This window comes from Paenibacillus sp. JT31N11 (assembly GCF_056269285.1).
The window spans coordinates 216750-237746 of sequence record NZ_JBWDNQ010000009.1 but is presented as its reverse complement, the minus strand read 5'-3'; the positions used below and the strand labels follow the sequence as shown (position 1 = coordinate 237746).

18 protein-coding genes are annotated in these 20997 nt (G+C 50.2%); 16 read left to right on the top strand and 2 right to left on the bottom strand.

Translation table 11 applies throughout. The annotated features are described in order from the left end of the window. Positions 1-261 precede the first annotated feature (261 nt). From AC0YNV_RS27175 to AC0YNV_RS27160, 4 genes are all read left to right on the top strand, one after another. Complete coding sequence (locus AC0YNV_RS27175) at positions 262-1572, top strand: ABC transporter substrate-binding protein (RefSeq protein ID WP_475770833.1); 1311 nt, start codon at positions 262-264, stop codon at positions 1570-1572. A gap of 69 nt (positions 1573-1641) precedes the next feature. Continuing rightward, positions 1642-2577, top strand: a complete 936-nt coding sequence (locus AC0YNV_RS27170; RefSeq protein ID WP_475770832.1) for a carbohydrate ABC transporter permease — start codon at positions 1642-1644, stop codon at positions 2575-2577. A gap of 10 nt (positions 2578-2587) precedes the next feature. Next, positions 2588-3421: a carbohydrate ABC transporter permease gene (locus AC0YNV_RS27165; RefSeq protein WP_475770831.1), complete on the top strand. Its 834-nt coding sequence runs from the start codon at positions 2588-2590 to the stop codon at positions 3419-3421. A 38-nt stretch (positions 3422-3459) separates the two neighbouring features. Then, on the top strand, positions 3460-4854 hold the full coding sequence (locus AC0YNV_RS27160) for a family 4 glycosyl hydrolase (RefSeq protein WP_475770830.1): 1395 nt from the start codon (positions 3460-3462) through the stop codon (positions 4852-4854). A 96-nt stretch (positions 4855-4950) separates the two neighbouring features. Here the strand turns inward: AC0YNV_RS27160 and AC0YNV_RS27155 are convergent, their stop codons facing one another. Together AC0YNV_RS27155 and AC0YNV_RS27150 are read right to left on the bottom strand one after the other, a co-directional pair. After that, positions 4951-5751: an AraC family transcriptional regulator gene (locus tag AC0YNV_RS27155; RefSeq protein WP_475770829.1), complete on the bottom strand. Its 801-nt coding sequence runs from the start codon at positions 5749-5751 to the stop codon at positions 4951-4953. Positions 5752-6032: 281 nt separating this feature from the next. Beyond that, positions 6033-6788, bottom strand: a complete 756-nt coding sequence (locus AC0YNV_RS27150; protein WP_475770828.1) for a DeoR/GlpR family DNA-binding transcription regulator — start codon at positions 6786-6788, stop codon at positions 6033-6035. 252 nt (positions 6789-7040) lie between these two features. Here AC0YNV_RS27150 and AC0YNV_RS27145 point away from each other — a divergent pair, with 252 nt between their 5' ends. The 12 genes from AC0YNV_RS27145 to AC0YNV_RS27090 all read left to right on the top strand — a co-directional run bounded on the left by AC0YNV_RS27145 (position 7041) and on the right by AC0YNV_RS27090 (position 20850). Further along, complete coding sequence (locus AC0YNV_RS27145) at positions 7041-8141, top strand: SIS domain-containing protein (protein ID WP_475770827.1); 1101 nt, start codon at positions 7041-7043, stop codon at positions 8139-8141. Positions 8142-8160: 19 nt separating this feature from the next. Further along, a complete protein-coding gene (locus tag AC0YNV_RS27140; RefSeq protein ID WP_475770826.1) occupies positions 8161-9021 on the top strand; it encodes a class II fructose-bisphosphate aldolase in 861 nt (286 codons plus the stop codon). 6 nt (positions 9022-9027) lie between these two features. Then, a complete protein-coding gene (locus tag AC0YNV_RS27135) occupies positions 9028-9957 on the top strand; it encodes a 1-phosphofructokinase family hexose kinase (RefSeq protein WP_475770825.1) in 930 nt (309 codons plus the stop codon). A gap of 44 nt (positions 9958-10001) precedes the next feature. Continuing rightward, the gene (locus tag AC0YNV_RS27130; protein WP_475770824.1) at positions 10002-10940 is read left to right on the top strand and encodes a carbohydrate kinase family protein; all 939 of its coding nucleotides are present in this window, start codon (positions 10002-10004) and stop codon (positions 10938-10940) included. A gap of 21 nt (positions 10941-10961) precedes the next feature. Beyond that, positions 10962-12263: an alpha-galactosidase gene (melA, locus tag AC0YNV_RS27125; protein ID WP_475770823.1), complete on the top strand. Its 1302-nt coding sequence runs from the start codon at positions 10962-10964 to the stop codon at positions 12261-12263. A 134-nt stretch (positions 12264-12397) separates the two neighbouring features. Further along, the gene (locus AC0YNV_RS27120; RefSeq protein WP_475770822.1) at positions 12398-13357 is read left to right on the top strand and encodes an ROK family protein; all 960 of its coding nucleotides are present in this window, start codon (positions 12398-12400) and stop codon (positions 13355-13357) included. Between the two features lie 20 nt (positions 13358-13377). Next, positions 13378-14565: an N-acetylglucosamine-6-phosphate deacetylase gene (gene nagA, locus AC0YNV_RS27115; RefSeq protein WP_475770821.1), complete on the top strand. Its 1188-nt coding sequence runs from the start codon at positions 13378-13380 to the stop codon at positions 14563-14565. Between the two features lie 94 nt (positions 14566-14659). Then, positions 14660-15949: a Gfo/Idh/MocA family protein gene (locus AC0YNV_RS27110; protein WP_475770820.1), complete on the top strand. Its 1290-nt coding sequence runs from the start codon at positions 14660-14662 to the stop codon at positions 15947-15949. Next, on the top strand, positions 15936-17546 hold the full coding sequence (locus tag AC0YNV_RS27105; protein WP_475770893.1) for a gamma-glutamyltransferase family protein: 1611 nt from the start codon (positions 15936-15938) through the stop codon (positions 17544-17546). The genes AC0YNV_RS27110 and AC0YNV_RS27105 overlap by 14 nt, the downstream gene beginning before the upstream one ends. 102 nt (positions 17547-17648) lie before the next feature. Further along, positions 17649-18980 carry an ABC transporter substrate-binding protein gene (locus tag AC0YNV_RS27100; protein WP_475770819.1) on the top strand — a complete coding sequence of 444 codons (1332 nt, stop codon included), beginning with the start codon at positions 17649-17651 and terminating at the stop codon, positions 18978-18980. A 92-nt stretch (positions 18981-19072) separates the two neighbouring features. Continuing rightward, positions 19073-19999: a carbohydrate ABC transporter permease gene (locus AC0YNV_RS27095; protein ID WP_475770892.1), complete on the top strand. Its 927-nt coding sequence runs from the start codon at positions 19073-19075 to the stop codon at positions 19997-19999. Positions 20000-20013: 14 nt separating this feature from the next. Next, entirely contained in the window at positions 20014-20850 is an 837-nt protein-coding gene (locus AC0YNV_RS27090) for a carbohydrate ABC transporter permease (RefSeq protein ID WP_475770818.1), read from the top strand. Positions 20851-20997 lie beyond the last annotated feature (147 nt).

The window sequence follows — 20997 nt, the reverse complement described above, 5'->3', positions numbered from 1 at the left end:
TCATCGTCACGGCAAGAGGCGGTAAGGATACTTTTTCGCCGAAAGGTTAACGAGATTGGTCTGCCCAGGTATCCGATGAGGCGCGGAGCATCTAATATTTCTTTTCCGCTTTGATCGTCCCAGTACGGGTTGGCGAGCGGACCCATAAGCCGATGTACAATTAGAGCGTTTACCGACAGTCGCAGCGGACAGGATGACGAGCAATGCTCCTGAAAGTGTAAGCGTTATTTCACATCTTTTATAAAATGGAGGTCTGTGAGAATGAAGCGTATCATCGGCGGATGTTTGACGGTATTGCTGGTTTGTATGTGCGTGTGGGGATGCGCGGGCTCCGGCACAAATGATAGCCCGACGGCTAACGGGGGAGGGAGCGAAGAGGGAGCTGCGGCAAAAACCGTGCAGCTCACCTATTGGATGCATCAAAACGATGCCTTTGTACCCGCGAACAAGAAGCTTGTTGCGGATTTCGAGAAAGCCAATCCCGATATCTCGATCAAAGTGGAGGTATTCCCCTATGACGATTACGTTCAAAAAATCCGTACATCCTATATCGGCAACGCCGCACCGGATGTCGCTCAGGTATTCGGCACATGGGTTACTCCGCTTGCGAAGGCGGGATTACTGGCTGAAGTCCCGAATGGCGGCGATCTGTTGGCTAACTATTATCCGGCGGCAACCGGAGCCTATACGGTAGACGGAAAACTGTATGGCGTGCCGCAGGAGTTTAACCTCGGAAACGGCGGCATCCTGGTGAATACAGAGTATATGCAGAAGGCGGGAGTTCAGGTGCCTGCAACCTGGAGCGAGCTGGTCGATGCCGCCAGGAAAATGACAGAATATGATGCCAACAATGAGATCAAGGTACGGGGCTTCGACTTTGTATCGAGCGATTCCATCACATTTCTGTTCCTGTCCATGATCCTCCAGCAGGGGGCAACGTATTGGACAGATGACGATATGATCAATTTTTCCACCCCGGAAGCAGTCCATGCATTTACCGAAATGCGCAATCTGATCACGGAAGACAAGGTTACCGATACGAAGCTGCTCGGCGGCAAGCTATCGATCTTCGATTATTTTTTTAAAGGTCAGACAGCTATGGATTTTGACGGTCCATGGGTCATACCATCCGGGATCGCCACCTACGGCGATACTGTGAAGTTCGATTATGTACCGATGCCTTCATTTACGGATCAACCCCCGTATTTTGCAGCTGAATCCGGCTGGGGGGAAGTGATTTCCGCCAAAAGCAAAAATATCGAAGCAGCCTCGAAATTCGTTCAATTCCTTACAACCAACGAGAACAATAATTATTGGAATACGCAAACCGGCACACTTCCCCCATCGAAAGACCAGCTGACCGACCAGTTCATCCAAAACAATCCCCTCGTCAAGCCTTCCCTGAATGCCATGCAGTTTGGGCAATGGATCGGCCCTGTCGAAAATACTGATTATCTCAAAAAGGTATTGGTCGACGCATTGGTAGCCGTCGTCAAAGGCGATTCGGTGGAAACCACACTGAAAAAAGCGGAAACCGATGTCAACAAGAATATTGTCAAGGAAAGAAAATAAACAGGCGATGAGGGGATATGTCCATTTCGTCGGTCGTATTCCTTCATGAACCTGCCAGGGGGGAAGCAGTTGAATCCATTGAGAGCGGATGCGATGCCCGGCGTAAAGCTTCAAAAGAGGCCGAGTCTGCAGAAACGAAAAATGAACCGTTTCGTGTGGACCACACTTACGCCAATACTGATCTTGTTTCTCGTCTTTTCATTTTTTCCTATCCTATACGGGTTTTATTTATCTTTAAGCGAATACGATCCACTGGCAGGTACCGCAGATTTTATCGGACTTGAAAATTTCCGAAGCATATTCCACGATTCGCTTTTCTTAAAATCGATCGGGACCACGTTTATGTTTGTAGCCATTGCCGTACCTGCCAATATTGTTATAACGCTGCTTATTTCGCTGGCAATCAACAGCCTGAAGAATGGGAGTCTCCAGGGACTGTTCCGCTCGGTGTTTTTTATTCCGGTCATTTCTCCAATCGTAGGTTCGGCGCTCGTGTGGTCGATGATGTACAGTTACCCCAATGGCTTGTTTAACAAAATCGCCGCTTTGCTTGGCGGGCATGAACAGTATTGGCTGACAGGTGCGGGAACAGCACTGATATCCGTGATTATTATGACATTGTGGTCGGACATCGGCTACAACACGATTCTGTTCATAGCGGGGCTGAATACCATTCCGGATATGTTCTACGAGTCGGCGAAACTGGAAGGTGCCGGGAACATTCGTATTTTTTTTACGATTACTCTACCTCTGCTCAGCAGAACGACCTTATTCGTCACCATCATGACGCTGTTTTCCTATTTTCAGGAGTTTACGCGATTTCAAATCATGACCGGAGGCGGACCGGAGAATAAGACAAGGCTGATTTCCCTGGAAATTTATGATACGGCTTTTAAATATTATGACATGTCCAGCGCTTCCGCGATGGCTGTCGTATTGTTTGCGATTATGCTCGTCGTGACCATTATCCAACTAAAAGTCGGCAAAAGCCGCTGGGAATATTGAGGGTGATACGATGAACCGGAAAAATACAAGATTCAATGCACTGGGGACGCTGACCGTTTGTGTAATGGGGGTATTGTCCGTTATCATGCTGCTGCCATTCGTCTGGATGCTGTCGCTGGCCTTCAAGAGCAATACCGAAATTATATCCGGGTTTTCGATTATACCGCATCAATGGAGTTTGGATGGTTTCCGAAGCGTGCTTGAAAAGGGCAGCATGGTCTTGTACTGGTTCAGGAACAGCCTGATCGTTACAGTCTCGATTACTGCTCTTGCCGTCAGCACCAGCGCGATTGCCGGTTATTTGTTCGCGAAATTTCAATTTAAGGCGAAAACGGCCATCTTCTTGTTGTTCTTATCGGGGATGATGGTTCCTTTTCAGGTCACGATGATTCCCGTCTTTCTTTTAATGAAGGAGCTCAATTTGCTCAACAGCATTTGGGCGTTGATTTTGCCGGCGATTGTCAGTCCATTCGGTATATTTCTAAGCAGACAGTTCATCGAGGTCGTTCCCACGGAAGTGATGGAAGCGGCTAGAATCGACGGATCGGGCGAATACCGGACCTTCTTCCGCATTATTATTCCGCAGATATTACCTATTCTGTCCGCTCTGTCCGTATTTCTGTTCATTCAGTACTGGAACGATTATTTATGGCCGCTGATCATATTAAATGAACAGAAGAAAATGACACTTTCACTCGGACTGCAATATTTCGGCAACATGAACGCCACCGATTATGCCGGAACGATGTTTATGGCACTGATTATTATGGCACCTATCATCATTCTGTTTCTGTGTTTCCAGAAGCAGTTTATTAAAGGCATAACACTCACGGGGATGAAATGACGATGATGCGATAAAGCGAATAAGACAGGAGCGAGCAGATGAACAGAAAAAAAATGGTGCTGATCGGCGCAGGCAGTGCCGTCTTCACCCAGGGCCTTGTGGCCGATCTTATTATGACGGAGGGATTGGGCACATGGGAGGTCGCTTTGGTTGATATGGATCCGGCTGCGCTAAAAGCTATAACGGGCCTCGTATCCCGGATGATTGCGGCCAAAGGGGCTGATATTCCCGTTCATTCCGCAAGTGACCGGCGGGATGTGCTTAAGGGAGCCGATGTTGTTGTAACGACAATTGCCGTTGGCGGCCGAAGGGCATGGGAGAAGGATGTCTTTATTCCCCGCAAATATGGAATTTATCAGCCGGTCGGAGATACGACGATGCCCGGCGGCATTTCCCGTGCCCTGCGGATGATTCCCGCAATGATACAAATTGCCGAGGATATCAAGAGATTGTGCCCGGATGCTTATTTCTTCAATTATTCCAACCCGATGACTCCGGTTTGTCAGGCGATCCGCAGCGAACTGGACATTCCCGTAATCGGTTTATGCCATGGTGTGCTTCATGTGGAGCATCACATCGGACGTGTGCTTGGGCGCGAGCCCGGGAAAATCCGTTCGCTTGGAGCGGGACTGAATCACTTGACGTTTCTATATGACCTGAGGGCAGGTGGGGAAGATTTGCATCCCGAATTGACTGCCAAAAGCAAAGAAGGCCTCAACAAAATGGCTCAAAGCCAGTTGGGCGGCAACGCATTAAAGGAGAGGGGTGGAAAGGAGCATCATGTGCCTGAAATCGCCGACAATCCTTTTACATGGTCTCTGTATTTAAAGTATGGAGCCGTTCCTGCTGTTCTGGACCGCCATATTGCGGAGTTTTTTCCGGCTGCCTTTCCCAGGGGCTCCTATTACGGCGGGACACTGGGCGTAGACGCTATTTCTTTTGAAGGCGTTATCGCCCAGGGGGACGAAGTCTATCGGGAGATGACGGAACAGGCACAAGGCCAAGCGCCGATAGACAATAAGCTGTTCGACCGATCTGAAGGCGAGCATGAGCAGCTGCTGGACATTTTGCGTTCCCTTTACCTGGATCAGCGCAAGCTGTTTTCCGTAAATTTGCCCAATTGCGGCACGGTACCGGGTCTGCCTGATCACGCCGTGCTGGAACTCCCGGCCCTGGCAGCTGGACGGGGTTTTTTACCGGTAACTCTGCCGGATTTCCCCGCTCTTCTGGCAGACTTGCTGCAGAAGCGAATCGCCGTAGTTGACAAGACGGTAGAGGCGGCACTGACGGGCAGCTCTAATGCTTTCAAGCAGGCCTTGCTGCTTGACGGATCGGTGGAGGATGAGAGAATGGCGGATCAATTGGGAGAAGAACTGCTGGAGGCGCATCGCGCGTATTTGCCGCAGTTTTTTGGACAAGGCGACAGTGTCTGATAGAGAAGGGGCGGCTATTTGCCGTCCCTTCGTTCTATAAGCTGAGGAGAAAACGTATGCGAATCAGGATAAAGCGCTGAGGTCCCGTGGGGCCCCTCAGACCTCCTTATCACCAATTACATCCACTTTGTAAGGGTCCGTATTGTCGAGAAGCCTCCGGTTAAGGTAAGTCTGCCGAAAAACAGTCGGCGAAGCGCCGACCAGACTGTGAAATACCTTGGTAAAGTGACTTGCATTGACAAAGCCCAGCCGCAGGGCAATATCCTTAATGCTCTCATTCGGATATTGAAGAATATCCATTTTGCTCTGAAGCACCTTAAGCCGCATATAGTATTCTTTTGCGGTCATCTGGAATCTCCGACGGAACAAGCGGCTTAGATGCTGCCTGGACACACCCAGTTCTTTGGCGAATGCAGCGATTTCCACGTTGTCGTATACGGCAGCTTTGAACGCTGCTGTTGCCTTGTCAATCAACCGGTTCCGACTGCAGTCATTGAGAAGCTGCTTGTGCTTGAACTGCAGGAAGAACTCCACTACGATTCCATACAGGGCAACGGAAGACCGTTCTAATATAAACGGGGAATCGATATATTCCAGAATGGACATCACCCGCAGATGGATATCCGGGTAATTCCTGTCCTGAATAGCGGTATTGGTGTTGTGAAGCGGAAGCCCGTACAGCGCAGGGAGGCTGTCCATCAGGAAACCGTTGAAGGATATCCAGGAAACATGATATCCCTGTTCGGAAGCAACGTATTCGTGTTCCACATTCGGCTTCATATAAAAGACGGTGCCAGAAATAAGCCGGCAGGGGAGCTTGTTAATGTTTACGATGCCTTCTCCCTGGGAGCAGCACACGATTTGATGAAATGGCCAGCAGAATGACTCGGTCTGCATTATTTTCTGTGTTCCGCAATCCACAATAGCGAGCGGCATACGGGAATCGTCAACCGTTGAGGCAAGCCGGAGTATGATGGCTCACACCTCCTCTTTAATTGTAATTATAACGCACTTGATTGCTGCCGGTCTTTGATAATGTTTCTGAATTCAGGGCAGGAATAACCATATCTTGAAAAAAATGGCACCATCAAACAGGCATGAATATGCAAGTTTAACGGTGCTTCTGGTTAATCGGACGATATTTCAGGTAAGACAGGGACACCCAATCGTTAAGGTGATTAAATAAAGTGAATGCCCGCTTCCCGATAGTGGCGGGCGATTTCGGGCGCTACCCCGTCGTCCGTTATTATTCCGTTGACATTGGTAAAGTCGTTGATGACAAAGATCGAGTTGTTATTAAATTTCGTGTGGTCCGCCACGATATAGTTTTGCAGTGATTTTTGCATCATGACCCGGTTCGTTTCCGCCTCCATTTCGTTGAATGTGGTAATCCCTCTTGTAAGAGACACGCCATCGACACCCACGAACGTTTTTTGAATAATGAGCCGGTTCAGCGTGCCATCGGCTAACGGTCCCGATAACTCGTAGCTTTGGGTATTAATTGTTCCACCTGTCACTATCAGCCGCAGCCCCTGCATTCCGATCAGCTCGTAGGCGATATTAATCGCGTTCGTTACGATGGTCAGGCCTTCAAATTGGCCCAGACGCTTTGCGATGAAGTAATTCGTCGTGCCGCCAGTCAAGCCGATGATATCATGATCCCGAATAAGACTCAGCGCTTTTTCGGCGATTTGTTTTTTTTCTTCCGTGTTGATCTCCAATTTTTTGAAGAATGGAGTTTCCATTTTCATAATTTCCAACACAGCTCCACCAAGTGTGCGGATACATTTTTTTTCATTTTCCAGCACCTCGAGGTCGCGGCGCACTGTCACTTCGGAAACGGAAAAATGCTTCACGACTTCGCCGACCTGGATCGAGCCCTTATCCTTTAACTGTTCCATTATCCAGCTGCGTCTTGCATCTATTTTGCCCATATGATACCCCCATCTGAAAAATACACAAAACACACATCACTATACATCCTACCACAATGGCAAGCGTTTTATAAAATTTATTTTTTCGCGACGAACTTTTTTTGTCCGTTAAGATCTAAAATATGAACAAAAAACGATTAATACGATAAAAAAATACGTAAAAAACGATTTACACATTCATAAATAGGTGATATATTGACTTTGATGATCGTTTGAAATTGCTGTCATCAGATATCACTTGGAGGTGAAGTCATGGAATCGAAGAAAGTAACGCAAGACCAGCAGGAGACGGAATCGTTGCTGCGGGCAGGGGATACCTTGACGTACAAGGAAATCGGCGAGCAGTCGGATGCCGTCGAAACGGCATACCACGCTGCTCTTCAATCCCGCGACTGGGTGGTGCGTTATCTTCAAGCAGATGTGGAACAGGCCATTTTCATCGGGTCTGGTTCCTCGTATTATCAGGCCCAGGCGATGGCGGCTGTCTACCGGGCATGGCTCAAGCGGCCTGCGAGCAGCCTCCCGTCCTCGGAATTGCTGCTATTAAGGGATCAATCGGCGGTGGAAGGAAAATCTGCTATTGTATTCGGCGTTTCCCGTTCAGGTGAATCGACAGAGGTATTGCAGGCTTTGCAAGAGGCACAGTCGATAGCCGGCTGGGTTACGGCGGGTGTGACCTGTTATCAGGACAGCGGTATGGCACGGATGACATCCTGCCTTGTCTCCGATAAAGGCAAGGAGCAGAGTACGGTCATGACCAAATCATTAAGCAGTATGGTAATGGCAATGCAATCCGCAATCGCCGCCGCTTCGGGACAACCGCTTTATAGAGAAGAATTGGAACGGACAATCAGTGAGGTCAGTGGTGTCGTCGACAAGGCGAAGCGGCTGGCGTCAGATATCATTCAATCACAAACATTCAATAAAACGTTAATACTCGGCATGGGAGCCTTGTCAGGAATTGCCCAGGAGGGCTGCCTTAAGCTGAAAGAGATGGCAAACGTATGGACGGAAAGCTTTGGGACGCTGGAGTTCCGGCACGGACCGAAGGCGATCGTGGATAAAGGAACCTGCGTAATCCTGCTGCTGTCCGAGCGGGCACGGGAACAGGAATTGAAGGTTGCCGCTGAAATGAAGGATTACGGTGCCTATATCATCCTTGTGACCGCATCTGCAGGGGCAGATACGGCATTCGCGGATCAAGTGCTGGAGATCGGTTTGCCGGATGTATCCGACGAGTCCCGCATCATCCTGTATCTGCCCTTTCTTCAATACTACGGAACATTTACAGCCATAAAACTCGGACTCAATCCGGATTATCCCAAAAATCTGACGCAGGTTGTCATTCTCTAAACGAAAGGGGTGTTGATCCGTGGCGCTCGTATCATCGACAGCCCTTCTCCGCAAAGCGCGGGCGGAAGGGTACTGCATACCGGCCTTTAACGTTCATACGCTGGAAATGCTCCAGGCCGTGACGGAAGCAGCCGAAGAGCTGAATTCGCCGGTCATCCTGCAATCGACCACTGGAACCGTCAAGCATCTCGGCGCGGAATATATCGCCGCCGCCGCGAGGACCGCCGCAGAGCTTTCCGCGGTGCCGATCGTCCTTCATCTGGATCACTGCAGCGACTTCGGCATAATAGCCAGATGTGTGAGAGCGGGTTATACCTCCGTGATGATCGACGCTTCCATGCATCCATTCGAGGAGAATATGCGGCAGACGCGCAAGGTTGTGGAATTGGCGGATGCTGTCGGCATTAATGTGGAGGCGGAGCTCGGCAAAATCGGCGGCGTGGAAGACCATATTTCTGTCGGGGAGGACGAGGCAATGCTGGCAGACCCCGAGGAATGCGTGCGATTCGTGGAACAGACGAGCGTTCATACGATCGCTCCGGCTATTGGAACAGCGCACGGCCTGTATAAAGGAACGCCGAATATCGATTTTAACCGGATAAGCGCGATTGCCGAAAGTATTGAAGCGCCGCTCGTTCTTCATGGCGGATCCGGCATCCCGGACGACCAGGTGCGCAGATGCATCCAGTTGGGAATGGCTAAAATGAATATTGCTACCGAGCTTCGGATTGTGTTTACCAAAGCGATCAAGGCTGTATTGGACAGAGATCCGGGTGAAAACGACCCCCGGCAGTACATGAAGCCTGCCAAGGAAGCGACAAAGCTGTTTGTAAAGGAAAAAATCCAGTTGTGCGGATCTGACGGCAGAGCGGGAAGGTGAACAGGCATGCTAGTTACCGTAACGTTAAACCCGGCGGTAGACAGGAGATTGTATGTTCCGCAGCTGACGCATGGCCGCATTCAGCGTGCAGTTTCCGCGCATGCCAGTGCGGGGGGCAAAGGGTTGAATGTGGCCCGGGTCATCCGTCAATTGGGTGAGGACGTCGTGGCGACAGGATTTCTGGGAGGATGGAACGGAGAATGGATCAGGCGAAGACTCGAGCAGGACGGTATTTCCTGCTGCTTCACCCCGATAGCCGGAGAGACCAGGATCTGCCTGAATATGATCGATCAATCCGACGGCTCATCTACAGAAGTACTGGAACCCGGACCCGAGGTGACGGAAGACGAGAAGGCAGCACTCCTTGATCGAGTCGGGCAGCTTTGTGCGCCGGACACGTGGCTGGTGGTATCGGGAAGCCTCCCCGGCCAGTGTCCGCCCGACTATTATGGTCAACTGATCGGCATTGCCGCATCCCGGGGTGCGCGGGTCGTACTCGATTCGAGCGGAGCGGCACTGAAAGCGGGCATACTTGCCGGTCCTTATGCGATTAAACCGAACGAAGAGGAATTTCTGCAGCTTACCGGAGCGGAACGTTTCTCGAAGGAGGCGCTGGCGTCATTGGCATATGACCTGCAGAGGAGGGGCGTCCGGCATACGATTGTTTCCCTGGGTGCGGAAGGGTGCACGGCTGTGCTCGACGGCTGCCTATTCAAGGCGATGCCTCCGGAGGTCAAAGCCGTGAATCCCGTCGGCAGCGGCGACTCCTTCGTTGCCGGTCTGGTCGTTGCCTGGCATAGGGGAGCAAGCGATTCTGATGCGCTGCGTTTTGCATCAGCCGTCGGAGCGGCCAACGCATTGTCGGAAGCGACAGGCGATGTCCTCTATCAGGATATCGAGAGACTTTGTGAAAGGGTCTCAGTCAGCCGCTTGTAATTGAAAACTTCCGTGTCGCGGGCTGTTTGCGAGGAGATGGGAAAATGATCAGGACGGTCTTTGTGTTGGGAGAATTGAATGTGGATGCCATTATATCCGGCAGCTCTGTTCAGCCGGAGCCGAACAAGGAAAAATTCGTGGATGATTTCTCGCTTACGCTTGGCTCGTCGTCGGCCATTACGGCATGCAGATTGGCCCAGCTGGGATTGAACGTTTATTTCGTATCCGTAGTTGGAAATGACGATTTCGGTATGTATTGCATCGAGCGTCTGAAGTATTTTGGCGTAAATACGGAGTTTGTGAGAATCGATCCGCAGGAGAAAACAGGGGTGACCATTTCCCTCTCTACACCAACGGATCGCGCCCTGCTTACATTCATGGGATCCATCTGCAAGCTGGAGATGACGCTGGTGCCCGATTCCATATTTGAACAGGCCGATCATCTGCATTTCGGCTCCTTATATCTGCAGCTTGGCATGCAGCGGGAATGGGCGGCATTATTCGCAAAAGCGAAGGAGTGCGGCATCACGACGAGCTTCGACACCGGATGGGATCCGCAGGAGCAGTGGAAGCGGCCGCTTATCGACGAGCTGCTATGCGTGACGGATATGTTCCTTCCGAGCAAGGAAGAAGTGCTTCACATCTATGACTGCTCCGATCTGGCTGAACTGGTCGAAGCGATCCCGGTACGGTACGGGAGCGTCGTAGTGAAGTGCGGCAAGCAGGGAGCGCGAATGCTGACGCCGGAAGGAGAGTGGCACCATGTGCCTGGCTTTGATGTTGCGGCTGTCGATATGACGGGAGCCGGGGACTCGTTCAATGCCGGAATTATTTTCAGTTTTCTGGAGGGAAAGCCGCCTCGCGAGCAGTTGATCTTCGGCAATGCATGCGGTGCACTCTCCACTCAAGGGATCGGAGGTACCGGAGGAATGCTGGACGTCCGGCAAGCCAGGGAGTTAATTACAAGTCAACGGATGGAATAAGACAGGGAAGGATGATGGAATATGGTCAAGCTCTCGATTATAGGAGCGGGCAGTTTTTTTACAGAGAAGCTGGTTATCGACATTCTGAATATTGAAGGCCTCGACGACGGTGAAATTGCACTGGTTGATGTTGATGCGAAGCGGTTGGAGATGGCCCGGAAGCTTACGGAAAGGGCCGTTCAGTTAATGGGGAAGAGGTTCAAGGTGACGGCTTCCGTTAACCGCAGAGAGGTTATTTCCGGCAGCAGATTTGTCATTAACCAGATTGAGGTTGCCGGTCTGCGGACCGTCCGCAACGAGTTTGAAATTCCGTTGAAATACGGTGTCAAGCAGTGCATCGGAGATACGATGGGACCGGGAGGATTGTTCAAGATTTTACGGACGGTTCCGGCCTGGCTCGATATCCTGAAGGATATTGAGGAACTGTGTCCGGAGGCGCTAATTTTAAATTATACGAACCCGATGTCCGCCGTCACTTTGTCCACTGTTAAAGCTGCTAATATTCCGGTTGTCGGGTTGTGCCATTCCATCCAGCATACGTCAAGGCAACTGGCGGACTATCTGGAGGTACCGTATGAGGAGCTGAAGTGGAGGGCTGGGGGCATCAATCACATGTCCTGGTTCGTGGAATTAAGCCGGGACGGAAGGGACCTGTACCCTGAATTGAAGGAGCGGGCGGAGAAGCCGGAATTTCTGGCCAAGGATCCCGTAAGATTGGATTTCATGAAATACGGAGGGGCCTTTGTTTCGGAATCGAGCGGACATTTCTCCGAGTACTTGCCGTATTACCGTAAACGTCAGGAATTGATTGATCGGCATTGTGGAGAACGCTATCTGGGCGAGACCGGCTTTTACGCCAATAATTGGCCGGAATGGCGTCGCAAATCCGACGAAGCGATCTTTAACAAGGTGGAAGGAAAGGATGAGATGTCCCTCACCTCCAGCCACGAATATGCAGCTGTAATTATCGAAGCGATTCTAAAGCACGAGCCGAAAGTCATTTACGGAAACGTGTTGAACCGTTCGCTTATTGAGAATTTGCCAACAGACGGGATCGTCGAGGTCGCCTGCCTGGTCGACCGGAACGGCGTCCAGCCCGCCGTCTTTGGCAGACTGCCCGAGCACCTGGCTGCTTTATGCCGCAGCAACATGGCATTCTTCGATTTGGCGGTGGATGCGGTGCTGAAGAACAGCAGGGAAATGGCCTATCATGCTCTGCTGATCGATCCGCTTACTGCGGCCGTTTGTTCGCCATCCGAAATCAAGAGCATGTTTGATGAGTTGTATGAGGCCGATAAGCCTTATATCCCCAATCTTAAATAAATCATTGAAGGCCTGGTGTGTTTCTGAATCGATTGGAGTAAATGCTTCCCGTTTGCGGTCTTGCAATGAAAACGCATGATGGAATGTTGACCTGCTTGTTACGCCCATATTCTACCGGGAAAGGCAGTGGCGTTATGAGGGATGTGTATATCGGAGTAGATATCGGCGGCACCAACACGGTCATCGGCTTGTTCGACCAGGATCTGAAATTGCAGGCAAGAAGATCGTTTCGGACCTCGCTGCCGCATTTTCCGAACAAGACGGACAATCCGAAAGCATTCATGGACGAACTTGCCGGGGAGATTCTCCGGTTGATTCGAGATACCGATTATGGAGCCAGATTGGCAGGGGCGGGCATGGGAGTGCCCGGCAGGGTCGATCCGGTGAACGGTATCGCCCTGGCTGCGTCAAATCTGGCCTGGTTCAATGTTCCTATCGCTGCGGAAATGTCAGAAAGGCTTGGCGCCCCCGTGCGGATCGATAATGACGTGCGTATCTACACGCTGGGAGAAATTATGGCGGGGGCAGCCAAAGGCAGCAGAAGCGTTATCGGTGTGACACTTGGCACAGGATTGGCGGCAGGTATTATGGTAGAAGGCAAAATGCTGGGAGGAAACGATTGGTTTGCAGGCGAGCTTGGCCATGATCCTGTCCCCGGTCAAAACGAACGCTGTAATTGCGGCGGGTACGGATGCCTTGAAACGATAGCATCGGCCACAGGAATTGCCCGTTTGGGCGCGGAGGCGGCGGAAAAAGGAAATACCTCGCTTCATTCGTTAAATCGTAAAATTACCGCAATTGATGTATACCAGGCCGCAGCCTCCGGAGATTCAGCAGCCGTTGACATCTTTCGGTTCGTTGGAACAACCCTCGGCAACAAATTAATGACTGCAATTTATCTGTTAAATCCGGAAACGATTATTATCGGCGGCGGAGCATCTGCGGCTGGTGAATTGCTGCTCAGGCCCATAAGAGAAACGATTAACGCAAAGTATAAGTTTACCATTAAGCCCCCGATCACTATCGCTGCCCTTGGGGATTCCGCCGGTTTGTACGGCGGCGTTCATTATGCACGGAGCCGGAGCGGCGAGTAAAGAAAGGAGGAGTATCTGTAATGGATAATTCGCTTGTGGTATGGATAAATGCCGAACTGTACACACCCGAGGGTGTCATTAAGCAGGGGAGAATGCTGATCGATGGGGAAGGAAGGATCAAGGCCACAGGAGGGCCTGAATTGAGTTACGGAGAAAATGTACGTATTTTTGATGCTGAAGGGTTAAAGATTGTACCGGGGTTTATCGATGTGCATATTCATGGAGGCAATGGCTTTCATGTGATGGGGGGAACGTACGAGGATCTGGACGGGATCAGCAAATTTCACGCCCGCCATGGAACGACCTCCTTCCTTGCGACGACCACAACGGCATCGAAAGAAAGGCTTACAAAGGCGCTGGAGTGTTCGGCCGAAGCGGTGCAAAGAGGCGTATCGGGAGCCGAAATCCTCGGTGTTCATCTGGAGGGGCCTTTCCTGAACGTGAAGAGAAGAGGGGCGCAAAGCAAAGATGAAATCCGCAATCCTGATGTTTGGGAAATCGAGCATTATATACAGTCCGCCAATCAGCTAATCAGGCTTGTCACGCTGGCGCCTGAAGTGGAGGGCGGGAAGGAAGCCGTCCGGCATTTCCTTGAGCATGGAGTCACAGTATCCGCCGGCCATTCGGATGCGACTTATGAACAGGCTGTGGCATTCATTGGTCAGGGCGTGAACCATACGACACACCATTTTAACGGCATGAGACCTTTCCATCACCGGGAGCCGGGTCTGGCTGGCGCGGGATTGATGTGTCCGGAGCTGACAACCGAGCTGATTGCGGATGGCATTCACGTACACCCTGCGGCGGTAAAATTGTTGTTTGACGTCAAATCTCCCATGAACGTGTGTATGATTACGGATGCGGTAACCTGCTGCGGATTGCCGGATGGTGAATACGGCGAGGTCGTCATGACCGCCGGCCAGATCTATTTGAAAGACGGCACGAGTCTGGCAGGAAGCTCGCTCACGATGATTCAAGCATTGAAAAATGTCATGTCATATACCGGTTTGCCTATGGAACAAATATTGCCGTCCTTAACCCGCGTCCCCGCCCGTCAAATCCGTATGGATCACCGAAAAGGCACGTTGGAAAGAGGGAAAGACGCCGATTTCCTTGTCATGGACCATGAATTGAATATTGTATCGACGTTCGTTGTCGGCCGTGAAGTCTATCGGTCAAACGCCGGCGTATATAAGTGTGGGAATTGAGATCACTAATATTTTCAGAAAAGTCAATTAACTTACATATAAAATCGGCATAAATAAAAATTGACCATCCCAAATAATGGAGGTTGATAGAAGCATGATTAAAGCAGCCTTGCTTGGTGCGGGCAGCAGAGGTATGTTCGCCTATGCTTCCTACGCGCTCAGAAGACCACTGGAAATCCAGTTTGTGGCGGTGGCGGAGCCAAATGAAGAACGCAGAAAACGTTTTGCCGCCGAACATCATATTCCGGAAAATATGCAATTCGCTTCCTGGGAAGCTCTGCTGGCCCAACCGCAAATTTGCGAAACACTGCTTATTTGCACGCAGGACAGAGATCATTTTCACCCGACCATGAAAGCGCTGGAAGTCGGATACCACATCCTGCTTGAAAAGCCGATGTCTCCTGATCCGTGGGAAGCGATTCAAATGGCGGAAGAAGCAAAACGGCGGCAGCGCATCATGACGGTATGTCACATATCAAGATATTCGACCTTTTTCAGCGCGGTCAAGAAGCTGGTGGACGAGGGCAGGATCGGCAGAACGATGACGGTGCAATGGACTGAAAACGTAGGCTACTGGCATCAGGCGCACAGCTTTGTCAGAGGGAACTGGAGAAATTCGGTCGAATCGAGTCCGATGCTGCTGCAAAAATGCTGCCATGACATGGATATGCTTCAGTGGTTGATCGGCGGTCATGTGAAAAGCGTGTCCTCTTACGGGTCGCTCTCTTATTTCAAAGAAGAGAACGCGCCGGAAGGGTCCACGGCAAGATGCACGGACGGTTGCCGGGTGGAACATGAATGCGATTATTCCGCATTGAAATTGTATCTGACCGATAAGGATACATGGCCGGCGAGAGTCGTCAGTTTGACTAACAGCATGGAAGCACGCTTGAAAGCGCTGCAGGATGGTCCTTACGGACGTTGCGTGTACAGGTGCGATAACGATGTTGTTGACCACCAGGTTGTCAATTTATTGTTTGACAATGAAGTGACGGTTGCATTCACAATGACGGCATTCACCCACGATGTCAGCCGCTCTTTCAAAATTATGGGAACCAAAGGCGAACTTAGAGGCCACTCCGAGAAAAACGAAATTGAAATTATTTATTTTAACGGCAGAAAGGAAACGGTTCGCCCTGTGGAGGTCGAGGGCGGGCACGGCGGAGCGGATACGATGATCATGCAAAGCTTCATTCGGCAGGTAGAGGATAAACAAATCGAGGGAATGACCTCCGGTATGGAATCCGCCAGAAGCCATCTCATCGTATTTGCGGCGGAAGAGTCAAGAAATACGGGCAAAACCGTCGTTATGGATGACTATGTTAGCATGCTGAAGCAAAAAGGGGAGGCTGCAGCCTCGGGGGAGCTCCATAATGAAGTTTGATGCGATGCACCACCCCTATCCGTCTAAACGGGTCACATTGTACGGAAAGCATGGAATGGTAGCAACCTCTCAATCGCTGGCAGCCCAGGCAGGCCTTGATATATTGAAAAAAGGCGGGAACGCCGTCGATGCAGCGATTGCGACAGCGGCTTGTATGATCGTAGTGGAACCGACCTCCAATGGTTTAGGCGGAGATGCGTTTGCCATTATATACATGAATGGCAGGCTGCATGGGCTCAATTCAAGCGGGTTTGCACCTGCAGGAATATCGATCGACGCGGTAAAAGCGCTTGGACATGAACGCATGCCCGCTGTCGGTTGGCTGCCTGTAACCGTACCCGGAATTCCGGCATCATGGGCTGAATTATCGAGAAAGTTCGGAAAACTCCCGTTCTCCGAGCTTCTCAAGCCTGCTATTGCCTATGCAGATGAAGGATATCCGGTTGCACCTGATCTTGCCCGGGAATGGCGGCGCTATTATGACAGGTATGTGGATCAATTGAAGGGTGAAGAGTTCAAGGAATGGTTCCGCATTTACTCACCGGAGGGAAGACCGCCGGGCGCCGGCGAAGTATGGAGGTCTCCTGATCATGCCAGATCGCTTGCGGCAATCGCGGAAACCGAAGCGCGAGCTTTCTACGAAGGAGACCTGGCCGATCAGATCGATTTTTATTCCCGCAAGCAGGGCGGCTTTATCCGAAAACAGGATCTGGAGGCATTTGCTCCGCAGTGGGTCGACCCCATTTCGATTAATTACCGTGGGTACGATATTTGGGAGCTTCCGCCAAACGGACAGGGTCTGATTCCTCTGATCGCACTGAATATTCTAAAAGGCTTCGAATTCAGCGACCGGGATTCCATAGCCGTCTACCACAAGCAAATCGAAGCGATCAAACTGGCATTCTCGGACGGTGTGGAGTATATTACCGATCCGGATAAAATGAAGGTTTCCGTTCAAGATTTGTTGTCAGACTCGTATGCGGATGAAAGGAGAAAGTGGATTGGACGGGAAGCGCTGACACCGCTGCCAGGGCAGCTGCCGAAAGGCGGGACCATCTATTTGTGCACGGCGGACGGAGAAGGCAACATGGTGTCGTTCATTCAGAGCAACGCCGATGGATTCGGTTCCGGCGTGGTTGTCCCGGGAACGGGAATCGCTTTGCAGAACCGCGGTTCGAGTTATTCGCTTGACCCATCCAGAGCAAATTGTCTGGAGCCAGGCAAAAAATCGTTTCATACGATCATTCCCGGTTTTATCACGAAAAACAATGATGCCATTGGCCCTTTTGGCGTTATGGGAGGCTATATGCAGCCGCAGGGCCACGTACAGGTAGTATCGAGTCTTGTCGATTTCGGATTATCCCCTCAAGCGGCCTTGGACGCGCCAAGATGGCAGTGGCTTCATGATAAGACGGTCAAGCTGGAACGCGGATTTCCCGAGCCAATCGCTCTTTCGCTGCTGCGAAAGGGTCACGATATTCAATGGGCCGTCGATCAGTATACTTTTGGCAAAGGGCAGATCATTCTCAGAAACAATGAAGGCGTGCTGGCCGGCGCTACGGAGCCGCGTTCGGACGGCGTTGTCGCAGCCTGGTAAATGAAATAATCAGTTTTACTGAAGAATTGCATATGAAGCTTCGGGAACGTTATTCGAAAGTCTAGTTTAGTATTCATATTAAACTCGTATAGGAGGATATGTATGAAAAAGTTGTATTTCGTGCTGATGGCAGCTCTTATGGTATTTGTTACAGCTTGCTCCAGTGGTGGCAATGGCAATTCCGGCGGAACAGACGGCAATACGGGGGGGACAGATGCGGACACTGGTAATGCAAATGCTTCAGGATCTCAGCCATCCGGTAAACAGGTAGAGCTTCGATATGCGATCTGGGATAAAAACCAGGAGCCTGCAATGCAGGATATCATCAAGAAATTCAACGAGACGAATCCGAATATCAAAGTAACGGTGGAGGTTACGCCCTTCGAGCAGTACTGGACGAAACTCGAAACCTCAGCAGCGGGCAAGAGCCTTCCCGATCTTTTCTGGATGAACCCGGCAAACTTCCTGAAGTATGCGAGCAATGGCCAGCTTTCCCCAATTAGCGATAAAATCGAAGCCGATCAGATTGATATGACCAACTATCCGCAATCTTTGATCGATCTGTATACTTTCGATGGAAATGTATACTCGTTCCCCAAAGATTTGGACACCATTGGCTTATGGTACAACAAAGTGATGTTTGACGAAGCGGGCATTCCATACCCGGATGATACCTGGGACTGGAACAAATTGCTGGAAGCGGCGCAGAAGCTGACGGACCCTGCAAAGGGCGTTTACGGTTTTGCCGCTCCGAATGATCAACAACAGGTCATGTATAACTTCATTTTCCAAAATGAAGGGCATGTCATCTCCGGGGACAAAAAGTCGTTGGGCTACAACGAGCCTGAATCGCTTGAAGCGATGCAATTCCTGAATGATCTTGTTCTGAAGTACAAGGTGTCCCCAACGCTTCAGCAGATGACGGACAATACGACAAATGTGCTTTTTGAGTCGGGTAAAGTGGCGATGATCACCGCCGGTTCCTGGAACCAGATCGAGTTCGCACAGAATGAATATACAAAGGACAAAGTTGACGTTGCTCCACTGCCCAAAGGCAAGAAAAAAGCGACTGTCATCAACGGTTTGGGCAACGTAATAGCAGCAAACACCAAACATCCCGAGGAAGCATGGTTATTCTCGAAATTCCTCGGATCGAAAGAAGCGGCCGATATTCAAGCGGAGTCGGGGGCGGTAATTCCCGCATTTAATGGAACCCAGGGTCCGTTTGTGAGCTCAAATCCCAGCTTCAATCTGCAGGTCTTCGTCGATGCAATGGAGTACTCCGTTCCTTATCCGATATCTATCGAAACGCGCAAATGGCAGCAGTTTGAGATCGATTATTTCAAGCGGGCATGGGCCGGTGAAATTTCGGTCGAGGAAGCTGCTAAATTAGTGACGGAAGAAGGCAACAAAGTTCTTGCGGAAGAGCAGTAACTAAGCGTACCATGCCGCAGTATTGGCTGCAGCTGCAGCCGATACTGCCATTAGGAGGAATGTCAATGAGCGTGGCAGGATCGAGTGCTCCGATGCAATCGGCCGTCCCCCTTAAACAAACGAAGAGCAAGGGTATGAGCAGGATGCGCCGCAATGATTATTTCTGGGCTTATGTCATGATAGCCCCTACGATGATCGGTACAGGTATTTTCAGTATTTGGCCATTGATTCAAACCTTCTATCTCAGCTTTACAAAGTGGGACGCCTTTGGAACTTACAATTGGACGGGTATGGAGAATTATCAACGCATGGCGAACGACCCGGAATTATGGTCTTCTCTGAAGAATACGCTGGTTTTCACCGTCTGTACGGTGCCGGTCAGTCTTATCATCTCGACGATTATTGCGATTCTATTAAACCAAAAGATCCGTGCGATACCATTATACAGAACGCTGTATTTCCTGCCAGTGGTAACGATGCCCGCTGCCGTAGCCATGGTGTGGAAATGGCTGTATAACGCGGACTTCGGATTGTTGAATTATGTGCTGGGCTTCTTTACCAGCGTGCATGTTGGATGGGTTTCCGACCCGTCGATCGCATTATATTCCATTGCGGTTGTTTCGGTTTGGGGGGGCATCGGGTATAATATGATCATTTTGATTTCCGGACTTCAGGGCATATCTTCTTCCTTTTACGAAGCGGCTTCCATAGACGGCGCAAGTACCATGACCAGGTTGTTCCGCATCACGCTGCCTCTTTTGACGCCTACTTTTTTCTTTCTGACCATCACATCGCTGATCGGTTCGCTTCAGGTTTTTGAATTGATTTTCATGATGATCGGACCGAACAGCATTGCTATCGACGCGACGCAAACGATCGTGTATTACTTTTATGAGACAGCTTTCCTGGATAATGACAAAGGCTATGCAACGGCAGTCGCCTTGCTATTATTCGTGATCATTTTATTGGTAACCGTCATTCAGTTTATCTTCCAAAAAAAATGGGTCCATTACGAATAGGAAGGGGGTCGAAAATGGTGCATACGAAAAAACGATTTAGTATGAGGCTCACCGCTGTACATATTGTCCTCGTGATCGGAGCGGTGATTATGATCACGCCGTTTGTCTGGATGGTGCTCACATCGGTGAAAACGATGGGAGAAGCTACTCGAGTTCCGCCGGTCTTCTTTCCTAGGGCCATACAGTGGAAAAATTATCTCGGTGTCTTTGATACTCTTCCTTTTCTCTCTTTCTACTGGAATACCGTTGCTACGACAGTCGCAAAGACATTCGCACAACTGGTGTTCTGCTCTTTGGCCGCATACGCATTTGCACGCATTGAATTTCCATTAAAAAATGTACTGTTTATCTTGTTATTGTCCATATTGATGGTGCCCAATCAAGCTTACTTGATTCCGCAATATTTGATCATGGTGAAGTTTGATTGGCTTAATACATTAACCGCACTGATCGTTCCGGGATTGACAAGCGCCTTTGGAACCTTCCTGCTCCGCCAATTTTTTCAGGCCATGCCCAAAGAGCTGGAAGAGGCGGCAAAAATCGATGGATGCAGCCATTTTAGAATCTACTTAAAAATATTGCTGCCACTTGCAAAACCGGGCCTGATCGCGCTGGCCATCATGACCGCGCTCTGGTCCTGGAGCGATTTGATGTGGCCGCTTATCGTCAATAGCTCTCCGGGGAAAATGCCCCTTTCCGCCGGTCTGGCTTCGCTTCAAGGACAATATCTGACAGACTATCCGCTTCTCATGGCAGGATCATTGCTCGCGACACTGCCGATGATTCTCATGTTTATCTTCTTGCAGCGTTACTTCGTTGAAGGTATTGCACTTACAGGAACAAAAGGCTAATAATCAAAAACGTCTCAAAAAGCCATGACCTCATGATCATGGCTTTTTGAGATATTAAGGAGGCATAATGCTTTCGAACTCCTACATTATAAATCTATTCTTCTAATTAATTAGACGTATTGAATGATGTCTTCCACATACGACCAC